Below are 25926 nucleotides of genomic sequence, written 5' to 3'. Positions count from 1 at the left end.
TCCCTCATGTTCCGAGCCGCGACGGCCATACTGCTCCTCCTGTTATGCCTGGCCGTCCCGGCTAGGGCGGATGTCACCACCATCGCCACCTACGACTTCTCCTCCGGCGCGCAGGGCTGGGGCCCGCGCGGAGACGGGGTCGTGCTCGACACCTCCTCCGGCGCGCTGCGCGTCACCGGGCGGACGCAGAACTGGATGGGCGCCCAGATCACCCCGCCCTTCGAGAAGGGCGTCACCTACACCGTGACCGCCCGCGTCTCCGGGGCGGTCGCGCTGACCGTCGAGCGCACCCCGGCGGGTGGCTCGACCACCTGGGAGCGGGTCGGCGCGGCGACGTCCGCCCCGGGGGAGTTCACCGAGTTGTCCGGGTCGTACAGCTACTCGGCCGACTCGACCCTGAACCTCTACTTCGAGAGCGCCGACGCGACGGCCGAGTTCACGGTCGACGACATCGTCGTCACGTCGGACGGTGACCCCACGCAGTCGGGCCTGTCCACCGACTTCGAGACGGGGACCGCGCAGGGCTGGAACCCGCGCGGCGGGGCGGCGCTCACCGCGTCGGGCGCCGCGGCGCACGCCGGGGCCTTCGGGCTCGCCGTCACGAACCGGCAGGCCTCCTGGGACGGGCCGTCGCTGAACGTGCTCGGCAAGCTGGCCAAGGGCTCCAAGTACACGCTGTCGGTCTGGGTCCGCAGCGCCGAGGCGCAGTCGCTCGGCCTGTCGATCGAGCGGCGGCAGAACGGCACGCCCTCCTACGAACGTGTCGTCGCCCCCGCGTCCGTCACCGGCTGGACCCGGCTGACCGGCACCTACACCCTCGCCCACGACGTCGACTTCCTGAGCGTCTACGTCGAGTCCGCCGAGGGCGTGCTGCCGTTCGAGATGGACGACTTCACGTTGGAGTACGTCGAGCCCAAACCCATCCAGACCGACATCCCCTCGCTCAAGGACACCGTGCCCTTCACACTCGGCGCGGCCTTCCACCGCGGCGCCACTCTCGGGGAGCACGCCAAGCTGATCGACAAGCACTACGGAAGCGTCACCCCCGGCAACGCGCTGAAGTGGGACGCGACCGAGCCGGCCGAAGGTCAGTTCACCTTCGACGAGGGCGACGCCCTGGTCGACTTCGCCACCGGCAACGGCCTGGAGTTCCGCGGCCACACCCTCGTCTGGCACAGCCAGACCCCCGCGTGGGTCTTCGAGGGCGCCACCAAGGAGGTCCTGCTCCAGCGCGTCGAGAACCACATCCGCGCCGTGATGGGCCGCTACAAGGGCCGCATCGGCACCTGGGACGTCGTCAACGAGGTCATCGACGAGAACCAGCCCGACGGCCTGCGCCGCTCGCCGTGGTTCGAGATCACCGGCCTCGACTACATCCGGACCGCGTTCCGGGTCGCCCGCGAGGTCGACCCCGCCGCGACGCTGGTCTTCAACGACTACAACACCGAGTTCCCGCGCAAGCGGGAGGCGATGTACAAGGTCGTCAAGCAGCTCCGCGACGAGGGCGTGCCGATCGACGCCGTCGGCCACCAGCTCCACGTCAACATCGAGCAGCCGCCGGCGTACTTCATCGAGGACACCATCGAACGGTTCGCGACCCTCGGCGTGGAGCAGCAGGTCACCGAGCTCGACGTGTCGGTCTACACCGACTTCGTGTCGACCTACCCGACGGTGCCCGCCGAGGTGCTCGCCCAGCAGGGACGGCGCTACAAGGAGATCTTCGACGTCTTCCGCCGCCAGGCCGCGAAGTTGTCGTCGGTGACGATCTGGGGCGTGGCCGACGACGAGACCTGGTTGTCGACCTTCCCGATCAACCGCGTCAACGCGCCGCTGCCCTTCGACGACGAACTCCAGGCCAAGCCCGCGTTCTGGGGTATCGCCGACCCGTCGAAGCTGCCCGCGTCGCGGCTCGCGCTGGTCGTGCCGGCCGGGACGGTCACCGTCGACGGCAAGCGCGACCCGCAGTGGGACCGGCAGCCGGACCAGCCCGTGGCCCGGGTCGGGGCCGTGTCGGCCTCCTTCCAGCTGCGCAAGGCTCCTTCGGGGGTGTACGTCTTCGCGGACGTCACCGACGCGACCGACGACAGGACCGACTCCCTGACGCTGAAGCTCGGGTCGGGGACGTACAAGATCCAGCGCGGCGGCACCCACGCCCAGGGCTTCAAGGCGCACACCAAGAAGACCGACGGAGGCTGGCAGGCCGAGGCCCTGCTGCCGTCCGGCTCGGCCACCACCCTCGACCTGACCGTCGACGACGCCGCCACCGGCCCCGACGCGGTCTACAGCGGGACCCTGACGTTCGTCCCCGAGGTGAAGGAGTTCACCGCGCCCAAGGAGACCCCGGTGGTCGACGGCGTCGCCGAGGCGGTCTGGAACAAGGCCACCCCGGTCGACACCGGCACCTGGATCCAGGGCACGTCGGGCGCCACGGCCAAGGTCCGGGCGTTGTGGTCGCCCTCGGGTGTCCTGTACGTCCTGGCGAAGGTCACCGACCCCGTCCTCAGCGACGAGTCGCCGAACGTGTGGGAGGAGGACAGCGTCGAGATCTTCGTCGACCCCGGGAACAACAAGACCAAGGGCTATGACGACGACGACGGCCAGTACCGGATCTCCTTCACCGGCGCCGAGTCGATCGGCGGCACCTTCGACGCCTTCGCGATCCGCGGCAACCTGACGAGCGCCGTGTCGCGGACCTCCACCGGTTACGTCGTCGAGGCAGCGATCAAGCTGCCGACGGTGACCCTGTCGCGCGACCGGGTGCTCGGCTTCGACGTGCAGATCAACGACGCCACCGGCGCGGCCCGTACCGCGGCGGTCACCTGGCACGACCCGACCGGACAGAGCTATCTGTCCACGGCGCGATGGGGAGTGCTACGGCTCGGTAAGTAGTGCATGGTCCAATAGGTTCTGGCACCGGGCCCCGCCTTCCGCAGCGTGCGGGGCCCGGCGCCACTCAGCCCGGAGGCTCCCGCCGGTGTCCACCAATCCCGTTCTGCCCGGCTTCCACCCCGACCCCTCGATCTGCCGCGTCGGTGCCGACTACTACCTGGTGACCTCGTCGTTCGAGTGGTTCCCGGGGGTGCCGATCTTCCACAGCAGGGACCTGACGCACTGGCGGCAGCTCGGCCACGTGTGCCACGACCTGGACCTCGACGGCCTCAAGCCGTCGGCGGGCATCTTCGCCCCGACCATCCGCCACCACGACGGCGTCTTCTACATGATCACGACGTTGATGGAGACGGCCGGCAACTTCCTGGTCACCGCCACCTCGCCCGAGGGGCCGTGGACCGAACCCGTCTGGTTCCCCGAGACCCGCGGCTTCGACCCCTCCCTGTTCTTCGACGACGACGGCCGCTGCTGGATGCACGGCACCCGCGAACGCGAGAACAAGGAGTACGACGGCGACACCGAGATCTGGCTCCGCGAACTCGACCTGACATCGCTGAAACTGGTCGGCGACGAACACGTCATCTGGACGCCCCACCTGCGCGGCGCGATCTGGGCCGAGGGCCCCCACATCTACAAGATCGGCGGCTGGTACTACCTGCTGACCTCCGAGGGCGGCACCGCCGAGGAGCACGCGGTCATGGTGGCCCGCTCCCGCACCCTCACCGGCCCCTACGCCGGCAACCCGCGCAACCCCGTGCTGACCCACCGCCACCTCGGCCTGCGCCACCCGATCACCTCGACGGGCCACCCCGACCTGGTCGAGACCCCCGACGGCGAGTGGTGGTCGGTCCTGCTGGCCACCCGCCCCTACGGCGGCACCGACGCCACCCCCCTGGAGATGGCGGCCGTCCGGCGGGAACACGGCTACAACCTGGGCCGCGAGACCTTCCTGACCCGGGTGACCTGGGAAGACGAATGGCCCGTCTTCGACCAGGTGACCCTCGACTTCGCGGGCCCGTCCCTGCCGGTCCACCGGTGGCCGGCCGCCCCGGCGTGCGACCACTTCCACCGGCTCGACCCGGTCTGGCAGTTCCTCCGCACGCCGCGCGAGACGTTCTGGACGGTCGGCGACGGCCTGACCCTGAAGGTGCGCCCGCCCGGCCTGACCGGACACGGCAACCCCAGCCTGGTGGCCCGCCCGCAGGCCCACATCGACTTCGCCGTCCACACCGAACTGACCTTCACCCCAGAGGCGGGGGAGCACGCCGGCCTGGCCCTGATCCAGAACGACGACTTCCACATCCGCCTCTCCCTGCGCCCCGGCGGCCTCGAACTCATCCACCGCGCCGAAGGCGTCGACACCCTCGCCGGGCAGGCCGACGCCGCCGGGGGCCGCGTGTGGCTGAGCTTCGAGGCCCACGGCCAGGACTACCAGGCCCGCTACGCCCTCTCGCCCGGCGAGTGGCGCCCCCTGGGACCGCCGCTCGACGGCCGCATCCTGAGCTCGACGGTGGCGGGCGGCTTCATCGGCACGATGATCGCCCTGTACGCGACCTCGGAGGGACGGGAGAGCTCGAATTCGGCGCGTTTTTCCTGGTTTGACTATCAGGCGCTCTGACATTCGAGCGGGTGTTCTACCGAAACGGGTGCGCGGAAAGTAATCGGTCGGTAACGTCCTGACGTGTGCCGACAACACAACACGATTCACTCAACCAGCTCTTCCGAGAACGGCCTCAGCTCGCCCTCGACCTGGTCAGGCGGGCCAAACTGCTGGAGGTGCCCGACGGTCTCCCCGTCCGGGCACACCAGCTCGAACTGAGCGACCGCGTCTCCAAGGAGCTCCGTCCCGACCTGCTGCTCACCCTCGGTCCCGAGCGTGAGCCCTACGCGGCGCTGATCGTCGAGATGCAGCTGCAGCCCTCCGAGGCCAAGGCCCGCCAACTGCCGCGCTACGCGGCGGCGGTGTGGCTGCATCTCGACTGTCCCGTCCACGTCGTGGTCGTCTGCCCGGACAGACGCACCGCCCGCTGGGCCGCCACCCGCATGCCCACCGAGCTGGAGACCTACTACATCGACCCCTTGGCCGTCGGGCCCGACAACATTCCGGTGGTCGGCCGTGTCCAGGCGGCGGAGAACCCGCATCTCGCGGTGCTCTCCCTGATGGCCCACGGCGCCGACCGCGACGTCGCCGCCGACATCATGCGGGGGTTCAAGGACCTGCCCCCCGGTGACGCTGCGTCGTACTATGAATACACCCACCAACTCGCCGCTCTGGCGGTGAAGGCGAACATGGAGGAGTTCATGCTCACCAACTGGCCCGTCAACAGCCCGACCGGTAAGAAGTACGTCGGCGTGGGCCGGGTCGAACAGGGGGTCGCCGACGTGCTGGCGGTCCTCGAAGCGCGGAAGATCGTGCTGACCGACGAGCAGCGGGCCCGAATCACCGAGTGCGCGGAGCCCGAACACCTCAGTGACCTGGTCGTCCGGGCGGCTCTCGTCGACGACGCGGCCGAACTGTTCGTCTAACGCAGGTGGCGGTTGAGCCAGTGGAGCATTCTCTCTGAGCGGTCGATGCGTCGATCCAGGCGGGCGTCGTGGGTCATCGAGTGGCCTGAGTCCGGATAGAGGACGTACTCCACCTCCCTCCTCAGCCGTCGCAAGGCGACGAACATCTGTTCCGCGTCCGAGGGTGGGCAGCGGTAGTCCTGTTCTCCCTGCAAGAGCAGCAGCGGGGTCGTGATCCTCGCCACGTTGCGCAGCGGACTGATCTTCCAGAGGTGGGCCACCCCCTCTTCCGTCCAGGTGTCGCCCAGGCCCGAGTCCACGTCGTAGACGGCTCCGAGGTCGCAGGCGGCGAAGCCCGACACCTGGTTCGTCACCCCGTTCTGGCTGATGGCCGCCGCGAAGCGGTCGCTCGTGCCGATGAGCCAGTTGACCAGGAAGCCTCCGTAGGAGTTGCCGTAGCAGGCCAGTTCTCCGGCCAGGCCCGACTCCGTCAGGTGGTCGAGGACGGTGTGGCAGTCGGCGGCGTCCGGGCCGCCCCAGTCCGCGCCGAGCGCGTCGCCCCACGCGCGGCCCCGGTGGAAGGAACCCCGGATGTTGGGGCGCACGACCAGATAGCCCGCCGACGCCAGGAGCAGCGCGTCGGAGTCGGGGGCCACCGGCCAGGCCCAGGCGGGGCCGCCGTGCAGGGCCAGGACCGTGGGCAGGCCCCGGGCGGTGTCGAGGTCGGTTCCCGGCGGGGCGGTCAGGAAGACCTGCACGCCGTCGATCTCGATCTCCCGCTGGACGGGGGCCGGGTGCCGCGAGAGCCAGACCGAGCCCGAGGGCATCAGCCGCGTCAGCGGGTCGAGGCGGTAGAGGTCGGGGCGGGCGGCGCCGCCGAACGACACGATGGCGCAGACCACGCCGCCGCCTTCCGCGAGGGCGTGCACCACCGGGTCGAGTTCCCGCGGGGTCAGGTCGCGGCCGGTCCGCAGGTCGTGGGCGTACTCGCGGCCGTCGTCGCAGATCACCGTCAGGCGTTCGTCGGTGGTGGGGGCCTGGCCGGCGAACCGGTCCAGGTGGGCCGTCAGGGGCTCGCTCTCGTGCCAGACGGTCTCCGGGTCCCAGTCGGTGGGACGGCGGACCGGGGGCGCGACCGCGACGACGTCGCCATCCTCGGTGTACGTGAAACGCAGGACCGGGCCGGTCAGCTTCGTCCGCCGGGTGAGTTCGCCGGTCAGGGTGACCTCGTGGACCTGCGGGTGGGGGTCGCGGTCGTCGCCCAGGTCGGCGATGAAGCCGATCTTCTGCCCGTGGACGCGCAGGCACGACGCCCACCAGTCGCCGCTCGTCAGGCGTTTCACCGTGTCGCCCACCACGTGGACGTGGGTCGGGTACAGACGCAGGCCGTGGCCCTCCTCGCGCCAGTCGAGGCGGCGGATCACGCGGGCGACGTCGCCGCGCGCCACGGGTGACTCGTCGTCGGCCGCCAGGACGGCGAAGCGACCCTCGTCGAGCCAGGCGAACTCGGCGACGCCCCGTCTGAACGCCGTCACCGTGCGGGCGGGGCCGCCGTCGAGGGGGCGTACCCAGACCTGGTTCCCGTGCAGGTAGGCGATGGACGTGCCGGACGGAGAGAACGCCGGGGCGGCGGCCTCGGCGGTGAGGACCCTGGGCGGGCCGCCGGCCGTCGGGACGAGCAGGAGGCGGTGGCGTTCGCGGCCCCCGACGACGCGGCGTTCGACGACGGCGACGTGGCGGCCGTCGGGGGAGACGGTCAGTCCGGTGAGCAGACGGTCGGTCGCCAGGTCCTTCGGTCGCATCGGATCTCCCGTTATTGCCAAGGTAAACCCTGCTGTGTTTGAGTAGCGACTCAGTAAAACAGGAGGGGAGGACCGGTGGCCAGAGCGGTGCGGTGCGCGCGGCTCGTCGACGTCGTGGGCGAACGGGTGCTGACCGATCAGCTCGTCGTCGTGGAAGGCGACCGGATCGTCTCGACCGGTCCCGACGCGGGGTTCGACGGGGAGGTCCTCGACCTCGGCGACGTCACCGTGGCACCCGGGCTGATCGACCTGCACACCCATCTCGTCGGGGTGGCGGCGTGCGGCGACTACGCCCAGGAGCTCAAGCACAGCGCGGCCCGGCAGGCCTTCGCCTCCATCCCCAACGCCCGCGACACGCTGCTCGCCGGGTTCACCACCGTCCGCGACGTCGGCACCTTCCGGGCGTTCGTCGACGTCGCGCTGCGCGACGCCGTCGACGCCGGGCACGTGCCCGGGCCGCGCATGGCCGTCGCCGGGGCCTACGTGACCGTGCGCGGCGGCGGCGGGATGCTGACCGGATTCGCCCACGACGTCGAGGTGCCGAAGGAGTTCCGGTTCGGCGAGACGCGGTCGGTCGACGACATCCGGGAGCGGGTCCGGGAGATCGTCTTCCACGGCGCCGACCTGATCAAGCTGATCGCCACGGGCGCGGTGCTCGCCAACGGCACCGTCCCCGGAGCGCCCGAGCTGACCGAGGCGCAGATGCGCGCCGCCGTCGAGGAGGCGTCCTGGTACGGCCGCCACGTCGCCGCGCACGCCCACGGGACCGAGGGCATCAAGCGGGCGGTGCGCGCCGGGGTGCGGTCGATCGAGCACGCCTGCTTCCTCGACGACGAGGCCGCCGAGCTGATGGGCGCCCACGGCACCTACCTGTCGGCCGACATCTGGTGGGCCGACTGGATCCGCGAGACCGGCCCGTCGCAGGGCTACGACGCCGAACAGCTCCGCAAGAACGACGAGACCGCCGAGGCGCAGCGCGAGGGCTTCCGCAGGGCCGTGCGGGCCGGGGTGAAGATCGGGTTCGGCAGCGACGCCGGCGGCTTCCCCCACGGTCTCCAGGGCCGGCAGCTCGCCACCATGGTCGAGCACGGGCTCACGCCGATCCAGGCGCTGAAGGCGGCGACGCTGACCAGCGCCGAGTGCATGGGCTGGGACGACCGGGTCGGCTCCCTCTCGCCCGGCCGGTACGCCGACCTGGTGGCCGTGCCCGGAGACCTCGACATCACGAAGTTCGCCGACGTGGCGTTCGTGATGAAGGGCGGCGAGGTCGTCAAGGACACCCTGCGGACCACCTCATGACCACCGGCGAGCAGCCCGCGGCCCCACCGGTGCCCGATGCCCGGCGCGGCCGTGCGGAGGCGGTCGACGTGGTCGCGACAGGTGGCAGTCTCCCGGCCGCATCGGCGGGGCCGTCCCCGAGACGTCACTATCACCTGGGCGTTCTGGCACTCGTCTCGGTCACCGCCATCTGGGGGTCCACGTTCCCGCTGACCAAGGATCTGGTCGCGCGGCTCCCGATCGCCGACCTCTACGCCGCGAGGTTCGGGATCGCGGTGGTGGTTCTCATCGCCGTCCGGCCGCGCGTGCTCGGGAACCTGAGCCCCCGGCTGTGGGGGACCGGCGCGCTGCTGGGGCTCCTCTACGGCCTCGCGCTGACCCTCCAGACCATCGGGCTGGCCGAGTTGCCGTCGTCGGTCTCCGGTTTCGTCACCGGGTCCTACCTCGTGATGACGCCGCTGATCGCCCTGGTCTGGCTGAAGACGCGGGTCAGCCGGCCGACCTGGGCGGCCGTCGGGCTCGCCACCGTCGGCACCGCCTCGTTCAGCCTGCTCAGCGGGTCGGGCGGCGCGCCCGCGGGCGCCGTGGCGCTGACCGCCGTGTCGGCGCTGCTGTACGCCGTCCATCTGGTCGCGCTCGGGAAGTGGTCGCGGCCGGAGGAGGCGTACGCGCTGTCGGTCGTGCAGATCCTCACGCTGGCCGTCGTCATGACCGTCGCCGCCGCGCCCGGCGGCATCACGCTGCCGGAGGGCGCCGGGGACTGGATCGGCGTGCTCTACCTCGCCACCGTCGCGGGGGCCGGCACGTTCCTCGCCCAGACGTGGGCGCAGGCGCACGTGCCGCCGACCGCCGCCGCCGTCGTCATCGCGGTCGAGCCCGTGTGGGCCACCGCCTTCGCCGCCGTCCTGTACGGCGAGCCGCTCACCTGGACGGTCCTCGTCGGGGGCGGTTGCATGCTGGCCGCCATGGGGATCGTGGCCCGGCCCGTACCCGAGGAGAGACCATGCCCAGAATCCCCCGTCTCGGCCGTGAACTGAGCCCGGAGCAGGCCGACGTCGTCGCGCTGGCGCGGCGGTTCGCCGCCGAGGAGATCAGGCCCCGGGCGCGGGAGGTCGACGAGGGCGACCACGTCTTCCCCCGCGACATCTGGGCGAAGGCGGCGAAGGCCGGGCTGACCTCGTTCATGATCCCCGAGGAGTTCGGCGGGGGCGGGGTCACCGACCTGGTCACCCAGTGCCTCGTCCAGGAGGAGTTGTGCCACGGCGACATCTCCATCGGGAACCTGATCACCTCGGGCGGCTTCTTCGCCTCGCCCGTGCTGGAACTCGGCACCCCCGCCCAGAAGCAGCGCCTGCTCGCGCCGCTGACCGGTGACGACCCGCCCCTGACCGCGCTGGCCACGACCGAGCCCGGCGTCGGCTCCGACGCGGCGTCGATCACCACCCGGGCCGGGCGCGACGGCGACCACTACGTGCTGACCGGCCAGAAGACGTGGATCTCCAACGCGCCCTTCGCCGAGTGGTTCGTGATCTTCGCGACGGTCGCGCCCGGCACCCGCTCCAAGGGGGTGACGGCCTTCGTCGTGCACCGGGACACGCCCGGCTTCACGGTCGGGCCGCCGATGCCGAAGATGGGGCAGCGCGGCATCGCGTGCGCGGAGCTGTTCCTCGACGGGGTCCGCGTCCCGGTGGCCGACCGCCTCGGCGAGGAGGGCCAGGGCTTCCGCGGGCTCATGCGGACCTTCGACGCCTCCCGGGTGCTCATCGCCGCCGCCTGCACCGGTCTGTCGCGGGCCGCTCTGGACGTGTCGCTGGCGTACGCGAAGGAGCGGGAGCAGTTCGGCACGCCCATCATCGGCCACCAGGCGGTGGCGTTCCGGCTCGCCGACATGGCCGCGAAGACCGACGTGTCGGCGCTGCTGACCCGGCGGGCCGCCGACCTGTACGACCTCGGCGAGACCATCACCGAGGAGGCCGCGATCGCCAAGCTGACGGCGTCGGAGAACGCCGTGTGGTGCGCGTGGGCGGCGATGCAGACGTTCGGCGGCTGGGGCTACTCGCGGGAGTTCCCGGTGGAGAAGTGGCTGCGCGACGCCAAGCTGGAGGAGCTCGAAGAGGGCACCTCCGACATCCAGCGGCTGATCATCTCCCGCTCGCTGGCCCGGTCATGACGGGCGCGACGGCGGTCGCGGCCACCCTGGCCGCCTTAGGGGCCGACACGGTGTTCGGCATCCCCGGCACCCACAACCTCGCCCTGTACGACGCCCTCGCCCGCCAGGGCACCCGGCTGGTCACCCCCCGGCACGAGCAGGGGGCCGGGTACGCCGCCGACGGCTACGCCCGGATTTCGGGGCGTCCCGGCGTCGTCCTGACCACGACCGGCCCCGGCATCCTGAACGCCGCGGCGGCGGCCGGGCAGGCCTACTCCGACTCGATCCCGCTGCTGCTCATCTCGCCCGGCGTGCCGACGACGCATCCGCGCCGGAGCACCGGCTACCTGCACGAGACGAAGAACCAGTCGGCGGCCATGGACGCCGTCTGCGCGTGGAGCCACCGCGTGACGACGGTGGCCGAGATCCCGTCGGCGCTCGCGGCGGCGTTCGCCTTCTTCGCGGAGGGCCGGGCGCGACCCGTCCACATCGAGATCCCCGCCGACCTCCTCGACGCCGAGGGCGACTACACCCTTCCGGGTCGTGGCGGCCTCCCCGAAGCCGCTCGGGCCCTGGCCGGAGCCGGACGGGTGGGCATCGTCCTGGGCGGCGGCGCCCGCGAGGCGGGGGCGGCGGCCCTCCGGCTCGCCGACCTCGTGGACGCCCTGGTCGTCACCACCATCAACGGGACGGGCATCCTCCCTCCCACACACCCTCGCAACCTCGGCCCCGCCCTCTTCCTGAAAGCGACCCAGGCGTGGCTGAAGTCCTGCGACGTGGTCGTGGCCGTGGGCACGGAACTGGCCCCCTCGGACCTGTGGACCGACTTCACCTACGAGGGCACCCTCATCCGCATCGACGTCGACCCGGCCCAGACGACGACGGCGACGATCCCGATCACCGCCCGCGCGGAATCGGCCCTCCCCGTTTTGGCCACCCTGGTGGCGAACGCCGTGGAAGCGGATCACGCGCCCCACACCGGTCCAGATTTGCCCGCGATCGTCGGGGACGCCGGTGGCGACTCCAATGAGGTGTCCGGGAACGCGTCTCTCGCCGAGGTGACCCGGCGGATCGCCGAGGAACGTGCTGCCCTGGCCGCACCCTGGCGGGGCGAGCTCGACGCCATCGCCCAGGCCCTTCCCGCCCGCGCCGTGGTCGCCGCCGACAACTCGATGTTCTGCTACTACGGCGCCCTGGCCACCCTCCGGCACCGTTTCCTGTTCCCCACGGGATTCGGCACCCTCGGCTACGCCCTGCCCGCCGCGATCGGCGCCAAGGTCGCCGACCCGGACCTGCCGGTTCTGGTCCTGGCCGGGGACGGCGCGCTTCAGTTCAGCGTCCAGGAGCTGGCCACCGCCGTCGAGCTGGGGCTCAACCTGCCCGTCGTCGTCGCGGTCAACGGCGGCTACGGCGAGATCCGGGCCGAGATGACGGCCCGCCCCATGACCCCGGTGGCGGTCGACCTGCACGGCCCCGACTTCGTCCAGCTCGCCCGGGCCTTCGGCGCCCGCGGCGTCGGCCATCCGGCGGACCTGACGGACGAGATCGGCCGGGCGTTCGCCGCCGACCGTCCCACGGTGATCGTCGTCCAGGAGCACTCATGACCCCGTTCCTCCAGGTCGTCTGGACCGACGACGTCACCGGCCGCCCCGGCTACCTGGTCATCGACCGGCTGGGCCGGGGCGTCAGCAGCGGCGGCCTGCGGATGCGCGCTGGCGTCACCCTCGACGAGGTCGCCGACCTGGCCCGGGGCATGTCCCGCAAGGAGGCCATCGCCTACGAACCGGGCCTGGCCTACCAGCCGCTCGGCGGCGCGAAGGGCGGCATCGACTGCGACCCGCTCGACCCCGAGGCCACCGGCATGCTGCACCGCTACATCGCCGCGATGAAGCCCCTGCTGGCCACCTACTGGGCGACCGGCGAGGACCTGGGCCTGCGCCAGGAGTCGATCGAGGAGGCCTGTCACGCGGCCGGCCTGCGCACCTCGATCGACGCGGTCCTGCCGCTGCTCGACGACCCCGACACGGCCCTCAAACGCCTCGACGCCGCCTTCGCCGTCACGGTCGACGGCATCGGCCTGGGCGACCTGGCGGGCGGTTGCGGCGTGGCCGAGTCGGCGCTGACCGCGCTCGACCGGCTGGGCATCCGGGAGCCGACGGCGGTCGTCCAGGGCTTCGGCTCCATGGGCGGCGCGACGGCGCGGTTCCTGGCGCGGGCGGGGGTGCGCATCGTCGGCGTCGCCGACGCCGACGGGCTCCTGACCGACCCGGGCGGCCTGGACGTGGAGGCGCTGCTGCGCGCCCGCGACCCCTTCGGCCGCGTCCCCGGCGGCAAACGGCCCCGCGAGGAGTGGCTCGACGTCGACTGCGACCTGCTGGTCCCGGCCGCCGTCTCCTACTGCATCGGGGTGGACGAGGCTCCCCGGGTGCGGGCCCGCCTGGTGGTGGAGGCGGCCAACGTCCCGGTCACCCCGGAGGCCGAACACGTGCTGACGAGCAGGGGGGTGGTGGTCGTCCCGGACGTGGTGGCGAACTCGGCGACCAACTCCTGGTGGTGGTGGACCCTGTTCGGCGACATCCCGGCCGACGCCGACGCCGCCTTCGCGAAGATCCGCTCGTGGATGCGCCGGGTGACGACCGAGGTGATGTCCGACCCGGCCCGGACGCCGCGCGAGGCCGCCCACGCCCTGAGCGCCCGCAACCTGGCGGCCCAGCGATGACGGAGGCCCTTTTCGACCCCCGCACGGTCGCCGTGGTCGGCGCCTCCGACGACCCCGCCAAATGGGGCTACTGGCTGGCCAGGGGCGCCCTGAGCGGCGCGTCCCGCCGCCCGGTCCACCTGGTGAACGCCCGGGGCGCCGACGTCCTCGGCCACGCCACCCACCGCTCGCTGCGCGACCTGCCCGAGACCCCCGACCTGGTCGCCATCGCGACCCCGCCGCACACCTACGAGCAGGTCGTCGGCGACGCCCTCGACGCCGGGGCCCGCCACCTCGTCGCGATCACCGCCGGGGTCGTCTACCCGGGCGGCCTGCCCGCGCTGGCCGAGCGGGTGCGCTCGGCGGGCGCCCGTCTCGTGGGCCCGACCAGCATGGGGGTGTACGACTCCGCCGCCGATCTCGCCCTCACCTGGGGCACGCTCACCCCCGGCCCGATCGGCGTCGTCTCCCAGAGCGGCTCGGTCGGCCTGGAGCTCGGCTACCTGGCCGCGAAGGAGGGCCTGGGCCTGTCGCGGTTCGTGTCCGTCGGGGCCGCCGCCGACCTCGGCGTCAGGGAGCTGGCCGAGGCGGTCGTCGCCGCCCCGCACACCCGCGTCGTCGTCCTCTACCTCGAAGACCTGTCGATCGGCCGCGACCTGATCGCCCTGGCGGGCGGCAAGCCCGTCATCCTGCTGACCGTCGGCGGCTCGGCGGCGGGCCGCCGCGCGGTCACCTCCCACACCGGCGCGCTCGCCACCCCCGACGCGGTCGTGGACGCGTTGTGCCGGGCGGCCGGGGTGATGCGCGCCCGCACCCCCCAGGAGGCGATCCACATCGCCCAGGCGTGCCTGGCCGCCTCCACGCCGGTGCGGCGGGTCGCGGTGGTGGCCGACAGCGGCGGCCAGGGCGCGATCGCCGCCGAACTGGCCGAACGCCTCGGCCTGGAGGTCCCGGCGTTCACCCCGGCCACGGTCGAGGCGCTCGCGGCCCTCCTGCCGCCGGACGCGGGCCTGTCGAACCCGGTCGACCTGGCGGGCGCGGGGGAGGCCGACCTGGCGACGTACCCGAAGATCGCGGAGATCGTCGCGCCCGAGGTCGACGCCGTCGTGCTGACCGGATACTTCGCCAGCTACGCCGCCGACAGCCCGGCCCTGGAGGGCGCGGAGCAGGCCGCCGCCGCCCGCCTGGCCCGGACGCTCACCACGAGGCCCTGCCTGATCCACACGATGCGCCCCGAGGGCCCGACCGTGGGCTTCCTGCGGGCGGCCGGCATCCCCGTCCACGGCACGATCGACGCCGTCATGACCGGCCTGAGCGCGCTGACCTCCCCGCGGGAGGTCCGGCGGCCGGTGCCGCGATCCCCGGCGCCGCCGGGCGACGTCTCCGGATTCACCGCCCTTCGCCGCACCCTCATGGCCGCCGGGGTCGCCTTCCCCGACGGCCGGCTCTACGACGGCGGCGACCCCGGTCTGACCTATCCGCTGGTACTCAAGGCCCTGGGACCGGCCCACAAGACCGAGGTCGGCGGCGTCGTGCTCGGCATCGGGACCCCGGAGGGCCTGCACCGGGAGGCGGCCCGGATGCGGGAGAGGCTGGCGGGGCTGCCGCTCTGGGTCGAGGAGCAGCTGACGACGCCCGGAACGGAGCTGATCGTCGGCGCGCACCGCGACCCCCACGCCGGGCCGGTCGTCACCTTCGGCGCCGGGGGAGTGCTCGCCGAGCTCGTCGCCGACACCGTGACGGCCCTCGCCCCGCTCACCCACGAGCAGGCGAAAGAGCTGATCGGCAGGACGCGGGTGGCCCGGCTGCTGAACGGCTGGCGCGGCGCACCGCCCGCCGACGTCGACGCGGTCGCCCACGTGATGGTCGTCCTGGGCGACATCCTCCAAGCCCGTCCCGAGCTCACCGAGATCGAGGTCAACCCGCTCAAGGACGGGGTCGCGCTCGACGCCTACGCGAGCTGATCGGGCTCCAGCCCGAGTTCGACGGCGGCCGCCGTGCGCACCAGCTCGAACAGCCGCGCCCGGGTCAGCATCCTCTTGTGCACGGTCACCTGGACGGTCAGCCCGTCGATCAGCGACATCAGCCGCCAGGCCGCCCCTTCGGGGTCGGGGCACTCGAAGACCCCGTCGTCGGCCCCGGCCGCCAGGATGTCCCGCAGGGCGTCCTTCCATCGCAGGTCGAGCGCGCGGGAGACGTCTTCGAGCGACGGGTTCCGCATCGACTCCGACCAGGCGTCGATCCACAACGCCCACGATTTCGATTTGCCGCTCGGCGAATACAACTTGAGCATCGCGCGCAGTTTGTCGACCGGCCCCCCGGCCGATTCGAGAAGCGCGTCGAGATTGTCGAGATCGCGTTCGGCCGCGTATCCGAAGGCCGCGGCGAACAGTTTCTCCTTCGTCTCGAAATGGTAGAAGAGCAGCGCCTGGCTCACCCCCGCGGCCTGGGCGATGTCGACGGTGCGGGTGTGCCCGAAACCCTGGGCCGCGATGACCTCGCAGGCGACCTTGAGCAGATCCTCCCGGCGCATTCGGCTGATTCCCCGTGCCACATCGGAACCCTAGCGCGACACGGGGATTCGCAGTACGAACCGGGCGCCTTTCACGCTGTCCTCGATGCCGAGGGTGCCGCCGTGGCTTTCGCAGATCTGGCGGGCGATGGCGAGGCCGAGGCCGGTCCCGCCGACGTCGCGGGAGCGGGCGGCGTCGAGGCGGGTGAACCGCTGGAAGACGTGCTCCCACTTGTCGGGCGGGATGCCGGCGCCGTCGTCCACGACCTCCAGGACGCCGCACAGGTCCTCCTCGTAGACCTTGACGATGACGAGCGAGTTGGCGTGGCGCTCGGCGTTGTCGAGGAGGTTGGTCAGCACGCGGGCGAGGCGCAGGCGGTCGCCCATGATGATCACACCCGGCTGCAGGTCGCGGATGATCCTGACCCGGCGCCGGCGGCGGTCGAGCTCGGTCGCGGCGAGCTGGCCGAGGTCGACGGGGTCCATGCGCCCTGGGGCGCCCGAGTCGAGGCGGGCGATCTGGAGGAGGTCGTCCACCAGGGCCTGGAGGCGGTCGATGCTGGCCAGGATGGCCTCGCCGGTCTCGGCCCAGTCGGTCGTCTCGACGTCGAGCAGGGCGCTCTCGACCTCGGCGCGCATGGCGGTGAGGGGACTGCGCAGGTCGTGGGAGGCGTCGGAGGCGAACCGCCGCTGCTGCTCGACGGCCTCCTCCAGGCGGTCGAGGGTGGCGTTGGCGGTCTCGGCCAGGCGGCGGATCTCGTCGTGGTTCTTCGGCACCGGCACCCGGTGGTCCAGCTCGCTGCCGGTGATCGTGGCGAGCTCCTCGCTGATCGCGTCGACCGGCCGCAGCGCCCTGCCCACCAGCCAGTACGTGCCGATGGTCGTCACCGTGATGATGAGCCCGGCCCCGAGGAGCAGCAGCAGGTCGACGCGCGGGTCGACGTACCAGGGCACCACCGGGTCGGCGGCGTAGATCAGGTAGTCGCCCTCCGGGCTGTAGACGCGGATGGCGACGATCACCATGCACTGGTCGGGCCACAACGCGGTGTCGCAGTAGACCATGTCCTGCCGCACGGTCGTGTCCGGCGGCTGGAAGAACGCCATCCGGGGCCGGCCCTGCAACAACACGCTGGACGACTTGACGGACCCGTCGGGCCGGACCACCTGCAGCCCGGCGATGCCCTGGGCCGGCAGCACGGGCGGGATCTGCTCGTTCTTCAGCATGTGGATGGTCTTGAGGGTGACCCGCACGATCCGGTCGACGTTGTACTGGCTCGCCAGCCCCCGCAGGCCGACGAGGGCGGTCGCGACCACGGCCAGGCACAGAAGCGTCATGACCAGACCGGCGACCAACGTCAACCGGCCCCGCATCGACCACCGGCGCCATCCGAACAACCTGTTCCCCCTGATGTCCCAGGTGATCACAGAACGTCGGATCATGGCTACTCAAGGTGGTCAAGGCTGGGCAAACAGGTCGTCTGGCGCAATGCTCGACGTATGGACCCGAGCTTCTACCTGATCGCCCGGACCGACCCCGACCGCCTCGCGGTGATCGACGTCGACGGCACGGAGGTCCGCGCCGGGGAACTGCTCGCCCTCGCCAACCAGGTCTCCCACGGCCTGCGCGACCGGGGCCTGTCCGCCGGCGACGTCGTCGCGGGCACGCTCCGCAACGGCCTGGACGCCCTGGTCATGCTCCTGGCCACCGGCCAGACGGGCCTCTACTACGTGCCGGTCAACTGGCACCTCACCGAGGCCGAGATCGGCTACATCGTCACCGACAGCGACGCGCGACTGGTCGTCCGGACCCCGGAGGACGTCGCCGCCCTGGCCCTCGGCAACCCGGTCACCGACCCGCCCGACCGGACGTACGGCCAGGTCATGTGGTACACGAGCGGCACCACGGGCTTTCCGAAGGGTGTCCAGCGGCCCCGGACGTCCAAGACCCCGGAGGAGATCCTGCCGCTCTACCTGTGGTTCATCGACGAGGTCCTCGACCTGCGGCAGGGCGACGGCGTGCACCTGGTGACCTCGCCGATGTACCACTCGGCCCCCTGCGCGCACGCCCAGTTCGCCCTCCACCTGGGCCACACGGTCGTGATCACCCCGAGGTTCGACCCCGAGCCCGTGCTGGAACTGATCGAACGCCACCGGGTGACCGACACGATGATGGTCCCGACCATGTTCCACCGCATGCTCCGCCTCCCGGCCGAGACCAGGGAGCGCTACGACGTCTCCTCGCTGCGCCAGGTCACCCACACGGCCGCCGCCTGCCCCGTCCCGGTCAAGCAGGCGATGATGGACTGGTTCGGCCCGGTCCTCTACGAGTACTACGGCTCGACCGAGTCGGCCATCGCCTTCGCCGTGAAGCCCGCCGAGTGGCTCGCCCACCCGGGCACGGTCGGCCGCCCGGTCCCCGGCATGGAGGCCCGCATCCTCGACGAGAACGGCGAGGAGCTCCCGCCCGGCGTACCCGGAATGATCTACGTGAAGTCGTCGCTGGGCACCTTCGAATACCGCAAGGACCCGGAGAAGACGGCCGCCTCCAAACGCGGCGACTGGTACGCCCCCGGCGACATCGGCTACCTCGACCCCGAGGGCTACCTCTACCTGCTCGACCGCCGGACCGACCTGATCGTCAGCGGCGGGGTGAACATCTACCCGGCCGAGATCGAGGCCGCCCTGCTGACCCACCCCGGCGTGGTCGAGGCCGCGGTGATCGGGGTGCCCGACGAGGAGTGGGGGCACTCGGTGGTGGCGCTGGTCCAGACGGCGGAGAAGGTGACGGAGGAGGAGCTCAGGGAGCACCTGGAGCCCCGGCTGGCGCGGTTCAAGCATCCCCGCGTGATCGAGTTCCGCGACGAACTGCCCCGGACGCCGACGGGGAAGTTGTCGCGGACGAAGGTCCGGGAGAAATACGTAACGACAGATGCGGACTAAAGCCACATGATGGAATTCTGCCTGTGGACTATGACCTGGCGAGGCTGGGCCCGCGGGAGTTCGAACATCTGACGCAAGCTCTGTGCGTCGCCGCACTTGGAGACAAAGTGCAAATCTATGGCGACGGAGCCGACGGCGGGCGGGACGCTGCTGTTCAGGGACGAATTCACTGGCATCCGGAGATCGACGAGGGTGAGACGGAGACCTGGCACGGTTACACCGTCGTGCAGGCTAAATTCCGCCAGCGTCCGGGAGATCCGGCCGCCAACTTGAAATGGCTGCTCGGCGAAGTACGCCGGGAGATGACCACATGGGTCAACAATCGCCGAGGCCATCCCCTTCCGGACAATCTACTCATAGCGACCAATGTCACGCTTTCGCCGGCGGCCGGAGGCGGCATTGACAACGCACACGAGGAGATTTCGGCGGCTTTGAGATCGTTCGGCATCGATCTGCGTGGATGGCGGATATGGCACTATGACACCTTCCGTGCGCTCTTGGATGTGCATCGGGACGTCCGGGTGCGTTATGGCGGCTTCTTGACCAGTGGTGACGTGCTGGCCCGCCTTCATTCGTGGCTTGACAGGAAGAATGACAAACTCGGCGAGCTGCTGACCGCGCACACGATCAAAGACATGATGGCCCAGCAATACGTCCGGCTTGGTAAGGCGGGCGACAACAGTGACGACAAGCTCGCCCTGGACAGCATCGGCATCGACCTGCCCGCCGTCGCGGGAGGTCACAGCATTCGCGGGCGGGTCGGTCGTGAGGTGATGGCCGCCGAGTACATCCTCTTGCAGGGCAACCGTGTCGTCGACTTCACCGAGGACTCATCGCACATCCTGGTCTTCGGCGGCCCCGGACAGGGGAAGTCGACCCTCACCCAGATGGTCTGCCAGGCATACCGGGTCGCTCTGCTCAAAGACGCCGTGCTTGGTCCAGAACCGCGACGCCTATGCAGCCGACTGGCCGCTCATTTCGACGACTTGGGGTTGCCAACGCCGCGCAACCTGCGCTGGCCCATACGGGTGGTGCTGAGTGACTATGGCGACCAGTTGGCGGTCAACCCGTCTCTCTCGCTGATGCGGTACATCATGGGGAAGGTCTTGTCCGCGGCCTCGTTCGACGTCTCCGGGGTGGGATTGCACGACTGGCTGGGAGCCTGGCCGTGGTTGATCGTGCTCGACGGTATGGATGAGGTCGTTTCGCCAACGATTCGTGAGCGGGCAAGCGCAGGAGTGCGAGACTTCCTGATCGAGGCCGGTGTCGTGAAAGCCGATGTGCTGGTAGTGATCACCACGAGGCCGCAGGGATACCTGGGCGAGTTCAGAAGCGCTGATTACCGGACGGTGCATCTATCTGACCTTGAGCCCGACGAGGCGCTGTCCTATGCCCGCAAGCTCACGGCGCTGCGGCTCGGCGACGATCCGGATCTTCAACAGCAGGTGAACCATCGGCTCGCCGAATCGACGAAAGAGTCTGAGACCTACCGGTTGATGCGCACTCCGCTCCAGGTCACAATCATGACTTTGCTCCTGGAAAGACGGCAGAGAGTGCCCGCCAACCGCTATCAGCTTTTCCATGCCTACTTCGACACCATTTATGCCAGGGAGCTAAACAAGCCGACTACCTTAGGAAGGTTCCTGGAGGACTACCGGTCCGACGTCGAGGCCATCCACGAGTCGGTCGCACTGGAACTCCAGCGGCAGGCGGAACGGGTGGTCGAGCACGAAGGGGCGCTCCCTGCGGCCGACGTACGCCGGCATGCCTTCGAGCGGCTGCGGAGCGAGGGGAACGACGAGGAGCAGGCCCTGAAACTGGCCAAGCTGGTGGAAGTGGCGGCGGTACACCGGCTTGTCATGCTTGTTCCATACGGGGACAACGGGGTCGGATTCGAAATCCGTAGTCTCCGCGAGTACCTGGCGGCCCGAGCACTCACTCGGGGCGAGGGCGCGCAGGTCCTCGAACACTTGCGTCCTCTCGTACCGTCCGCGCACTGGCGCAACACCTGGTTGCTGGCGGCGGGCCGGCTTTTCACCGATCGTGAAGGGTTGCGTGAACAGGTCATCAGTCTGTTGAGGGAGTTTGACAACCGTGACCTGATGTCCTGGCTGATTCGGGCCGGTGCGGAACTGGCGACTGAGTTGCTCGGCGATGATCTAGCGATCAAATCACCGCAGTATCGACGGCTGTTGGCCGATCACGCCCTTGACCGGCTCGTCGGTCTTCCGGATGGCAGCCTGCACTATCTGGGATCGGTGCTGTCGGGCCTGGCGGCGGAAGATCCGCTTGTCCGGCAGAAGATCAAGGAGCGGCTCGCAGGATTGCTTACCGGGGAGGGCGGGTCGCGGGCCTATGCGCTAATGGTGCTCGCTCACATTTCGCACCTGTCCTCAGTACTCGGGGATTGGGCGAGCCGGCTGTTGCGAGATGCCGATGTCGAGGGTGATCGTGGCATCGCGTTCTTCAACGGCGCGAACCCCGCCGCCCTGCCGGAAGTCTCGGAGACCGGCCTGACTCTGCTGAACTATCTCGTCGAGGGTTTGCCCGAGTTGGCGCCGACGGAACGCGAAGCGGCGCTGCGCCTGTTCGCCTCACTTCCTGACAACCAGCTTCACTTGGCTCAGGCAAAGGGCTCGCGGCCCGCCGAGTTACTTCTCGCCCGCACGGATTCCACAACCGACTACAGCCTGCTGGAGGAGACGTTCGGCCGGCCGGCGGTCGCCGAGGCCTTCGCGATGATGGTCACCAACAGTCCACCAGAGCACTGGCAGATCGCCGCCTACCTGCGGGACATAGCCCGAACGTGGTCGGCCCGCCGGGCGACCGGCCCGCCGACTCAAGACCGCAGCACGTAGCCGCCGTCACGGAACCCGGTCACCCGCCACCCGTCCCGGAGCCGTCCGCCGAGCTCCTCCCGGACGGCCATGCGCCACCGCCTCGCCGTGGCCGGGTCATCCCGCCGCAGCTGTTCTATGTCCTCCGGCAACCGGATCAGGACGACGGGCGCGGACACCTCTCGCACGACGGGACCGTCGTCGACGGCGACCGCCGCCTCGGGCGCCTCCTCGGCCGGACGGGGAGCCGTGAGCCGCCACACCGCCAGCGCCCGGTCGGACTCGTCGCCCGCGTTCACCTCGTCGGCCATCTCCCCGTAAAAGTTCTCGTGGTAGCGCTCCGGCCGCGCCCCCAGTTTCACTAGGTTGAAGTAGGCGTTGCGCCGGACGAGGGGATCGAACGTCCACGTGATCGTGGAGATCTCCCGCGCCAGCGCCCACGACCGCTGGTGCCGCTTGAGCGCCAGCCCGGCCCCCGGCGTGACCACCCCGGTCACGTGGGAGTGGAGCGTCGCCTCCCCGGGCGGCGAGCAGAACCCCACCGACCCTCCGGCCAGCCGTCCGTCGACGAAGGCCCCGGCCACGTAGTTGCCCGCGTGGGAGAAGGCCCGCATCAGCTCCACGGTGACCGGAGGGTTCGACGGCTCAGGCCGCCAGATCGAGTCGAACACCCCGGAGAGGGCCTCGAACTCGGCCAGGGTGGTCAGTTCCCGCACGATCACGCCAGCACCGACCGCACCAGCTCCGTCAGCAGCCGGGCCCGGACCGGCATGTGCTCCACCAGGACGTGCTCCTCGGGCGCGTGCGCCCCGCCGCCGAGGGCGCCCAGCCCGTCGAGGGTGGGGGTGCCGACCCCGGCGGTGAAGTTCCCGTCGGAGGCGCCGCCGACCGACACCCCGGTCAGCGGGGGCATGCCGAGCGACGCGGCGATCTCCACGGCCCGCTCGAACAGGGCGGCGGAGGCCGCGCCGTCGAAGGGCGGGCGGTTGGGGCCGCCCAGCAGTTCGAGCCGGGTGCCGTCGAGGACGGGCGTGAGGGCGCGCATCAGCTCGTCGACCCGCTGCTGGGAGGCCACGTCGGGCACCCGCACGTCGATCGCCACCCGCCCGAGGGCGGGGATGGTGTTCGTGGACGTCCCGGCCGACATCAGCGTCGGCGTCACCGACAGGGACCCCGGCTGCGACGACGACGACACGGAGCCGGCGATCCGGGTGATGGCGATGATCTGGTGCGCGAGCTCGATGCCGGCGTTGGCGCCCTTCTCCGGTTCGAGGCCGGCGTGGGCGGCCCGGCCGTGCACCAGGAGTTCGTACCGGGAGATGCCCTTGCGCGCCAGTTTCAGCGCCCCGCCGTCGGCGCTGGCCTCCAGGACGAACGCGGCCGACAGGCCCCGCGCCGCGTCCTCGATCAGCGGCTGCGAGGTGGGGGAGCCGAGCTCCTCGTCACCGACGACCAGCACCGACACCCCGTCGAGGGACGGCAGGCCGGACAGGGCGTGGAAGAGCTGCACCAGGCCGGCCTTCATGTCGAAGACGCCGGGGCCGCGGGCGACGCCGTCGCGGCAGCTCCACGGCATGTCGCGCAGGGTGCCGACCGGCCAGACCGTGTCGTGGTGGCCGAGCAGCAGCACGCGCGGCCGCCCGAACGTCCACCTCAGGTGGGACACGCCCCGGATCGTCACCCGCTCGGGCGCGGCCCCCAGCCGCCGGGCCCCGACCTCGGCGACCACCTCGGCGCTCTTGGCCACCGCCGCGTGGTCGGCGGAGAACGACTCGCAGCCGACCAGTTCCTCCAGGTCGCCGACCATCTCGTCGAGGTTCACCGGCGCACCCCCAGCTCGGCGCGGAACAGGCGCAGCACGTTCTCGCCCAGGATCAGCCGGATCTCCTCGGGGGAGAAGCCGTGCTTCTCCAGCGCCTCGGTCACCAGCGGCAGGCCGCGCGGGCCGTCGAGGTCGGGGATCACCGCGTCGACGTCGAGGCCCGACGGGGCGGCCTCGCAGCAGGGCGGGGTGACGTCGTGGAGCACCTCGCGGATGAAGTCGGGGCCGAGCCCCACGTGCTCGATGCCGGCCACCGAGGCGATGTGGGCGATGTGGTCGACCAGGTCGTCGACCGTGACCTTGCGGGGGTGCTCGGTGAGGAAGGCGGGCAGGAAGTTCACGCAGATCACGCCGCCCGTTGCGGCGACGCCGCGGAGCTGGTCGTCGGTCAGGTTCCGGTGGTGGTCGAGCAGCGCCCGCGCCGAGGAGTGGGTCGCCATCACCGGCCGCCGGGCCAGTTCCAGCACGTGGGCGACGCCGGAGGCGCCCAGGTGGGAGACGTCGAAGACGATCCCCAGGTCCTCCATCGTCGCCAGGGCCTCGACCCCCGCCGCGGTCAGCCGGGAGCCGGTGGCGTCCTCGCCGCTGCCGTCGGCCAGGGGGGTGCGGCCCCAGTGGGCGATCGACGCGACCCGCACGCCGAGCCGGTGGAGCGTCGGGACCAGCTCGACGCTGGAGTCGAGGCCGGGCATGCTCTCCATGGCCAGGACCAGCGCGATCCTGCCGTCGGCCAGGGCGGCGTCGATCTCGCCGCCGTCGAGGCAGAGGCGCACCTCGTCGACATCGGCGGCGATCACGTGGGCGGCCTCGATCATGCGGAGGGTCTGCCGCAGCGCGCCCTCGGGGCGGTACCAGTCGTCGATGAACACCGGCAGCACCTGCAGGTCCACCCCGCCCTCGGTGAGCTGGGGGAGCCAGGTGTCGCGGAAGTACCGGGCCCATTGTTTCGGCGGGCGGGCGGCCACCGCCATCAGGAGGTCGTTGTGGGTGTCGGCCACCACCGCGTCGAAGTGCAGCATGGCGGGGCTCCTTCCGGGGAGGGCGTCTACCGGACGTTACCGCCCCGTCCCGAACTTGTATGCCCCTGGCCTGGGCCGCCGGGTGATCCTGCGGTATTCGCGGGCCGTGCGCGGCCAGTTGGTGGTGATCCTCCCGTCGGCGGTCTTGTACCAGCTCTGGCAGTCGCCGCTCCAGACCGTGGCCGCCAGAGCCCTGTTCAGAGCAGTCCGGTACGCCGCCAGCGCCCCCTCCGTGACCTCCATGGGGCCTCTCCGGGCGATCAGGTCGAGGCAGCCCATGACGTACCTGACCTGGGCCTCCAGCATGTAGACGATCGAGTTGTGGCCGAGGTTGGTGTTGGGGCCGTACAGGAAGAAGAGGTTGGGGAAGCCGGGGGCGGTCAGGCCCAGGTAGGCCTCGGCGCCGTCCTTCCACTGGTCGTGCAGGTCGCGGCCGCCGGCGTTGGTGACGGTCATCGGCATGAGGAACCCGGTGGAGTGGAAGCCGGTGGCGTACACGATCGTGTCGGCTCTTCTGAGCCCGGAGGGCGTCCGCACCCCTTCGGGGGCGATCCGGACGATCGGCTCGGTGACCAGGTCGACGTTCGGCCTGGTCAGTGCCGGATAGAAGAGGCTGTCGAAGACCACCCGCTTGCAGCCCGGCGGATAGTCGGGGGTCAGTTTTCGGCGCAGCTCGGGGTCGGGGACCTGGCGGCGCAGGTGGCTGAGCGCGGTCCGCCGGATCAGGTCGGTGCTCCACCCGCCGATCAGGGCGGGCCAGACCGTCTTCTCGACGTAGTCGAAGAACCATCGCCGGTACGCCCGATGGGCCCCCGGCACCCATCGGAACATCGCCCTGGTCAGCGGCGCGAACTCGGCGTCGGCCTTCGGCAGCACCCAGCTGGGGGTGCGCTGGTAGACGTCCACGTGCTCGGCCGTCGCCGCGACCGGCGGGATGAGCTGGGCGGCGGAGGAGCCCGTGCCGATGACGGCGACCCGCCTGCCCGTCAGGTCGCGGCCCGCCCAGCGGGCCGAGTGGAAGGCGTCGCCCGCGAACGTCCCGGCGCCCGGGATGCCGGGCACGCGGGGCCGGTTGAGCTGCCCGACGGCCGTGACCACCACGTCGAACCGCTCGACCGAGCCGGGCGTGACCACGAGCCAGCCCGCGCCGTCGTGGGCCAGTTCGCTCACCTCGGCGCCGAACCGGGGCCGGATCCCGTGCTTGGCCGCGATCATCTCCAGGTAGGCGAGGATCTCCGGCTGCCCCGGATAGCGCCGCGACCAGTCGCAGTAGGGGTCGAACGAGTAGGAGTACAGGTGGGAGGGGATGTCGCAGCCCGCCCCCGGATAGGTGTTGTCACGCCATGTCCCGCCGACCCCGTCGCCCTTCTCGAAGACGACGTGGGGGATCCCCCTCCGGGCCAGCCGCACGGCCATGCACAGGCCGCCGAACCCGGCTCCGACGATGGCGACGCGCATGAGAACACGCTAACCCG

General features: G+C 71.1%; 18 protein-coding genes. 11 read left to right on the top strand and 7 right to left on the bottom strand.

The genetic code is table 11. From position 1 onward, the window contains the following. The first annotated feature begins 6 nt into the window (after nt 1-6). From QSK34_RS11880 to QSK34_RS11870, 3 genes are all read left to right on the top strand, one after another. A complete protein-coding gene (locus QSK34_RS11880; protein WP_285583190.1) occupies nt 7-2889 on the top strand; it encodes an endo-1,4-beta-xylanase in 2883 nt (960 codons plus the stop codon). Nucleotides 2890-2974: 85 nt separating this feature from the next. Further along, nucleotides 2975-4507 (top strand): glycoside hydrolase family 43 protein, encoded by a 1533-nt coding sequence (locus tag QSK34_RS11875; RefSeq protein WP_285583188.1) that lies wholly within the window; start codon nt 2975-2977, stop codon nt 4505-4507. Between the two features lie 65 nt (nt 4508-4572). Continuing rightward, entirely contained in the window at nt 4573-5415 is an 843-nt protein-coding gene (locus QSK34_RS11870) for a hypothetical protein (protein ID WP_285583186.1), read from the top strand. On the opposite strand, the gene QSK34_RS11865 is transcribed toward QSK34_RS11870, so the two are convergent. Continuing rightward, a complete protein-coding gene (locus QSK34_RS11865) occupies nt 5412-7196 on the bottom strand; it encodes a S9 family peptidase (RefSeq protein ID WP_285583183.1) in 1785 nt (594 codons plus the stop codon). The two genes, QSK34_RS11870 and QSK34_RS11865, sit on opposite strands and share 4 nt — an antisense overlap. Before the next feature lie 75 nt (nt 7197-7271). Here QSK34_RS11865 and QSK34_RS11860 point away from each other — a divergent pair, with 75 nt between their 5' ends. Genes QSK34_RS11860 through QSK34_RS11835 form a run of 6 tightly spaced genes read left to right on the top strand, consistent with a single transcriptional unit; the run spans nt 7272 to nt 15285 of the window. Next, nucleotides 7272-8495, top strand: a complete 1224-nt coding sequence (locus tag QSK34_RS11860) for a metal-dependent hydrolase family protein (protein ID WP_285583181.1) — start codon at nt 7272-7274, stop codon at nt 8493-8495. Further along, on the top strand, nt 8492-9511 hold the full coding sequence (locus QSK34_RS11855; RefSeq protein WP_285583179.1) for a DMT family transporter: 1020 nt from the start codon (nt 8492-8494) through the stop codon (nt 9509-9511). The genes QSK34_RS11860 and QSK34_RS11855 overlap by 4 nt, the downstream gene beginning before the upstream one ends. Continuing rightward, the gene (locus QSK34_RS11850) at nt 9478-10644 is read left to right on the top strand and encodes an acyl-CoA dehydrogenase family protein (RefSeq protein WP_285583176.1); all 1167 of its coding nucleotides are present in this window, start codon (nt 9478-9480) and stop codon (nt 10642-10644) included. Before QSK34_RS11855 ends, QSK34_RS11850 begins: the two co-directional genes overlap by 34 nt. Further along, entirely contained in the window at nt 10641-12227 is a 1587-nt protein-coding gene (locus QSK34_RS11845) for a thiamine pyrophosphate-binding protein (RefSeq protein ID WP_285583171.1), read from the top strand. Before QSK34_RS11850 ends, QSK34_RS11845 begins: the two co-directional genes overlap by 4 nt. After that, nucleotides 12224-13342, top strand: a complete 1119-nt coding sequence (locus QSK34_RS11840; protein WP_285583169.1) for a Glu/Leu/Phe/Val dehydrogenase dimerization domain-containing protein — start codon at nt 12224-12226, stop codon at nt 13340-13342. Before QSK34_RS11845 ends, QSK34_RS11840 begins: the two co-directional genes overlap by 4 nt. Next, nucleotides 13339-15285 carry an acetate--CoA ligase family protein gene (locus QSK34_RS11835; RefSeq protein WP_285583168.1) on the top strand — a complete coding sequence of 649 codons (1947 nt, stop codon included), beginning with the start codon at nt 13339-13341 and terminating at the stop codon, nt 15283-15285. Before QSK34_RS11840 ends, QSK34_RS11835 begins: the two co-directional genes overlap by 4 nt. Here QSK34_RS11835 and QSK34_RS11830 read toward each other — a convergent pair. Together QSK34_RS11830 and QSK34_RS11825 are read right to left on the bottom strand one after the other, a co-directional pair. Beyond that, on the bottom strand, nt 15273-15854 hold the full coding sequence (locus tag QSK34_RS11830) for a TetR/AcrR family transcriptional regulator (protein ID WP_285583166.1): 582 nt from the start codon (nt 15852-15854) through the stop codon (nt 15273-15275). The genes QSK34_RS11835 and QSK34_RS11830 overlap by 13 nt on opposite strands. 30 nt (nt 15855-15884) lie before the next feature. Next, nucleotides 15885-17273, bottom strand: coding sequence for a sensor histidine kinase (locus QSK34_RS11825; RefSeq protein WP_285583164.1), 1389 nt, complete (start codon nt 17271-17273; stop codon nt 15885-15887). 57 nt (nt 17274-17330) lie between these two features. Here QSK34_RS11825 and QSK34_RS11820 point away from each other — a divergent pair, with 57 nt between their 5' ends. Together QSK34_RS11820 and QSK34_RS11815 are read left to right on the top strand one after the other, a co-directional pair. Further along, nucleotides 17331-18773, top strand: coding sequence for an AMP-binding protein (locus QSK34_RS11820; RefSeq protein ID WP_285583163.1), 1443 nt, complete (start codon nt 17331-17333; stop codon nt 18771-18773). Nucleotides 18774-18796: 23 nt separating this feature from the next. Then, entirely contained in the window at nt 18797-21631 is a 2835-nt protein-coding gene (locus QSK34_RS11815) for an NACHT domain-containing protein (RefSeq protein WP_285583162.1), read from the top strand. Here QSK34_RS11815 and QSK34_RS11810 read toward each other — a convergent pair. Genes QSK34_RS11810 through QSK34_RS11795 form a run of 4 tightly spaced genes read right to left on the bottom strand, consistent with a single transcriptional unit; the run spans nt 21613 to nt 25909 of the window. After that, nucleotides 21613-22332: a GNAT family N-acetyltransferase gene (locus QSK34_RS11810; protein ID WP_285583160.1), complete on the bottom strand. Its 720-nt coding sequence runs from the start codon at nt 22330-22332 to the stop codon at nt 21613-21615. The two genes, QSK34_RS11815 and QSK34_RS11810, sit on opposite strands and share 19 nt — an antisense overlap. Further along, nucleotides 22329-23432, bottom strand: a complete 1104-nt coding sequence (locus tag QSK34_RS11805) for a M20 family metallopeptidase (RefSeq protein WP_285583158.1) — start codon at nt 23430-23432, stop codon at nt 22329-22331. Before QSK34_RS11805 ends, QSK34_RS11810 begins: the two co-directional genes overlap by 4 nt. Then, the gene (locus tag QSK34_RS11800; RefSeq protein WP_285583156.1) at nt 23429-24451 is read right to left on the bottom strand and encodes a dipeptidase; all 1023 of its coding nucleotides are present in this window, start codon (nt 24449-24451) and stop codon (nt 23429-23431) included. The genes QSK34_RS11805 and QSK34_RS11800 overlap by 4 nt, the downstream gene beginning before the upstream one ends. A 36-nt stretch (nt 24452-24487) precedes the next feature. Further along, on the bottom strand, nt 24488-25909 hold the full coding sequence (locus QSK34_RS11795) for a flavin-containing monooxygenase (RefSeq protein ID WP_285583154.1): 1422 nt from the start codon (nt 25907-25909) through the stop codon (nt 24488-24490). Nucleotides 25910-25926: the final 17 nt, after the last annotated feature.

Origin of the sequence: Herbidospora sp. NBRC 101105, from assembly GCF_030269205.1 — a bacterium.
GTDB classification, from domain to species: domain Bacteria; phylum Actinomycetota; class Actinomycetes; order Streptosporangiales; family Streptosporangiaceae; genus Herbidospora; species Herbidospora solisilvae.
The sequence above is the reverse complement of the archived record's forward strand: the minus strand, read 5'-3'. Positions and strand labels throughout refer to the sequence as shown.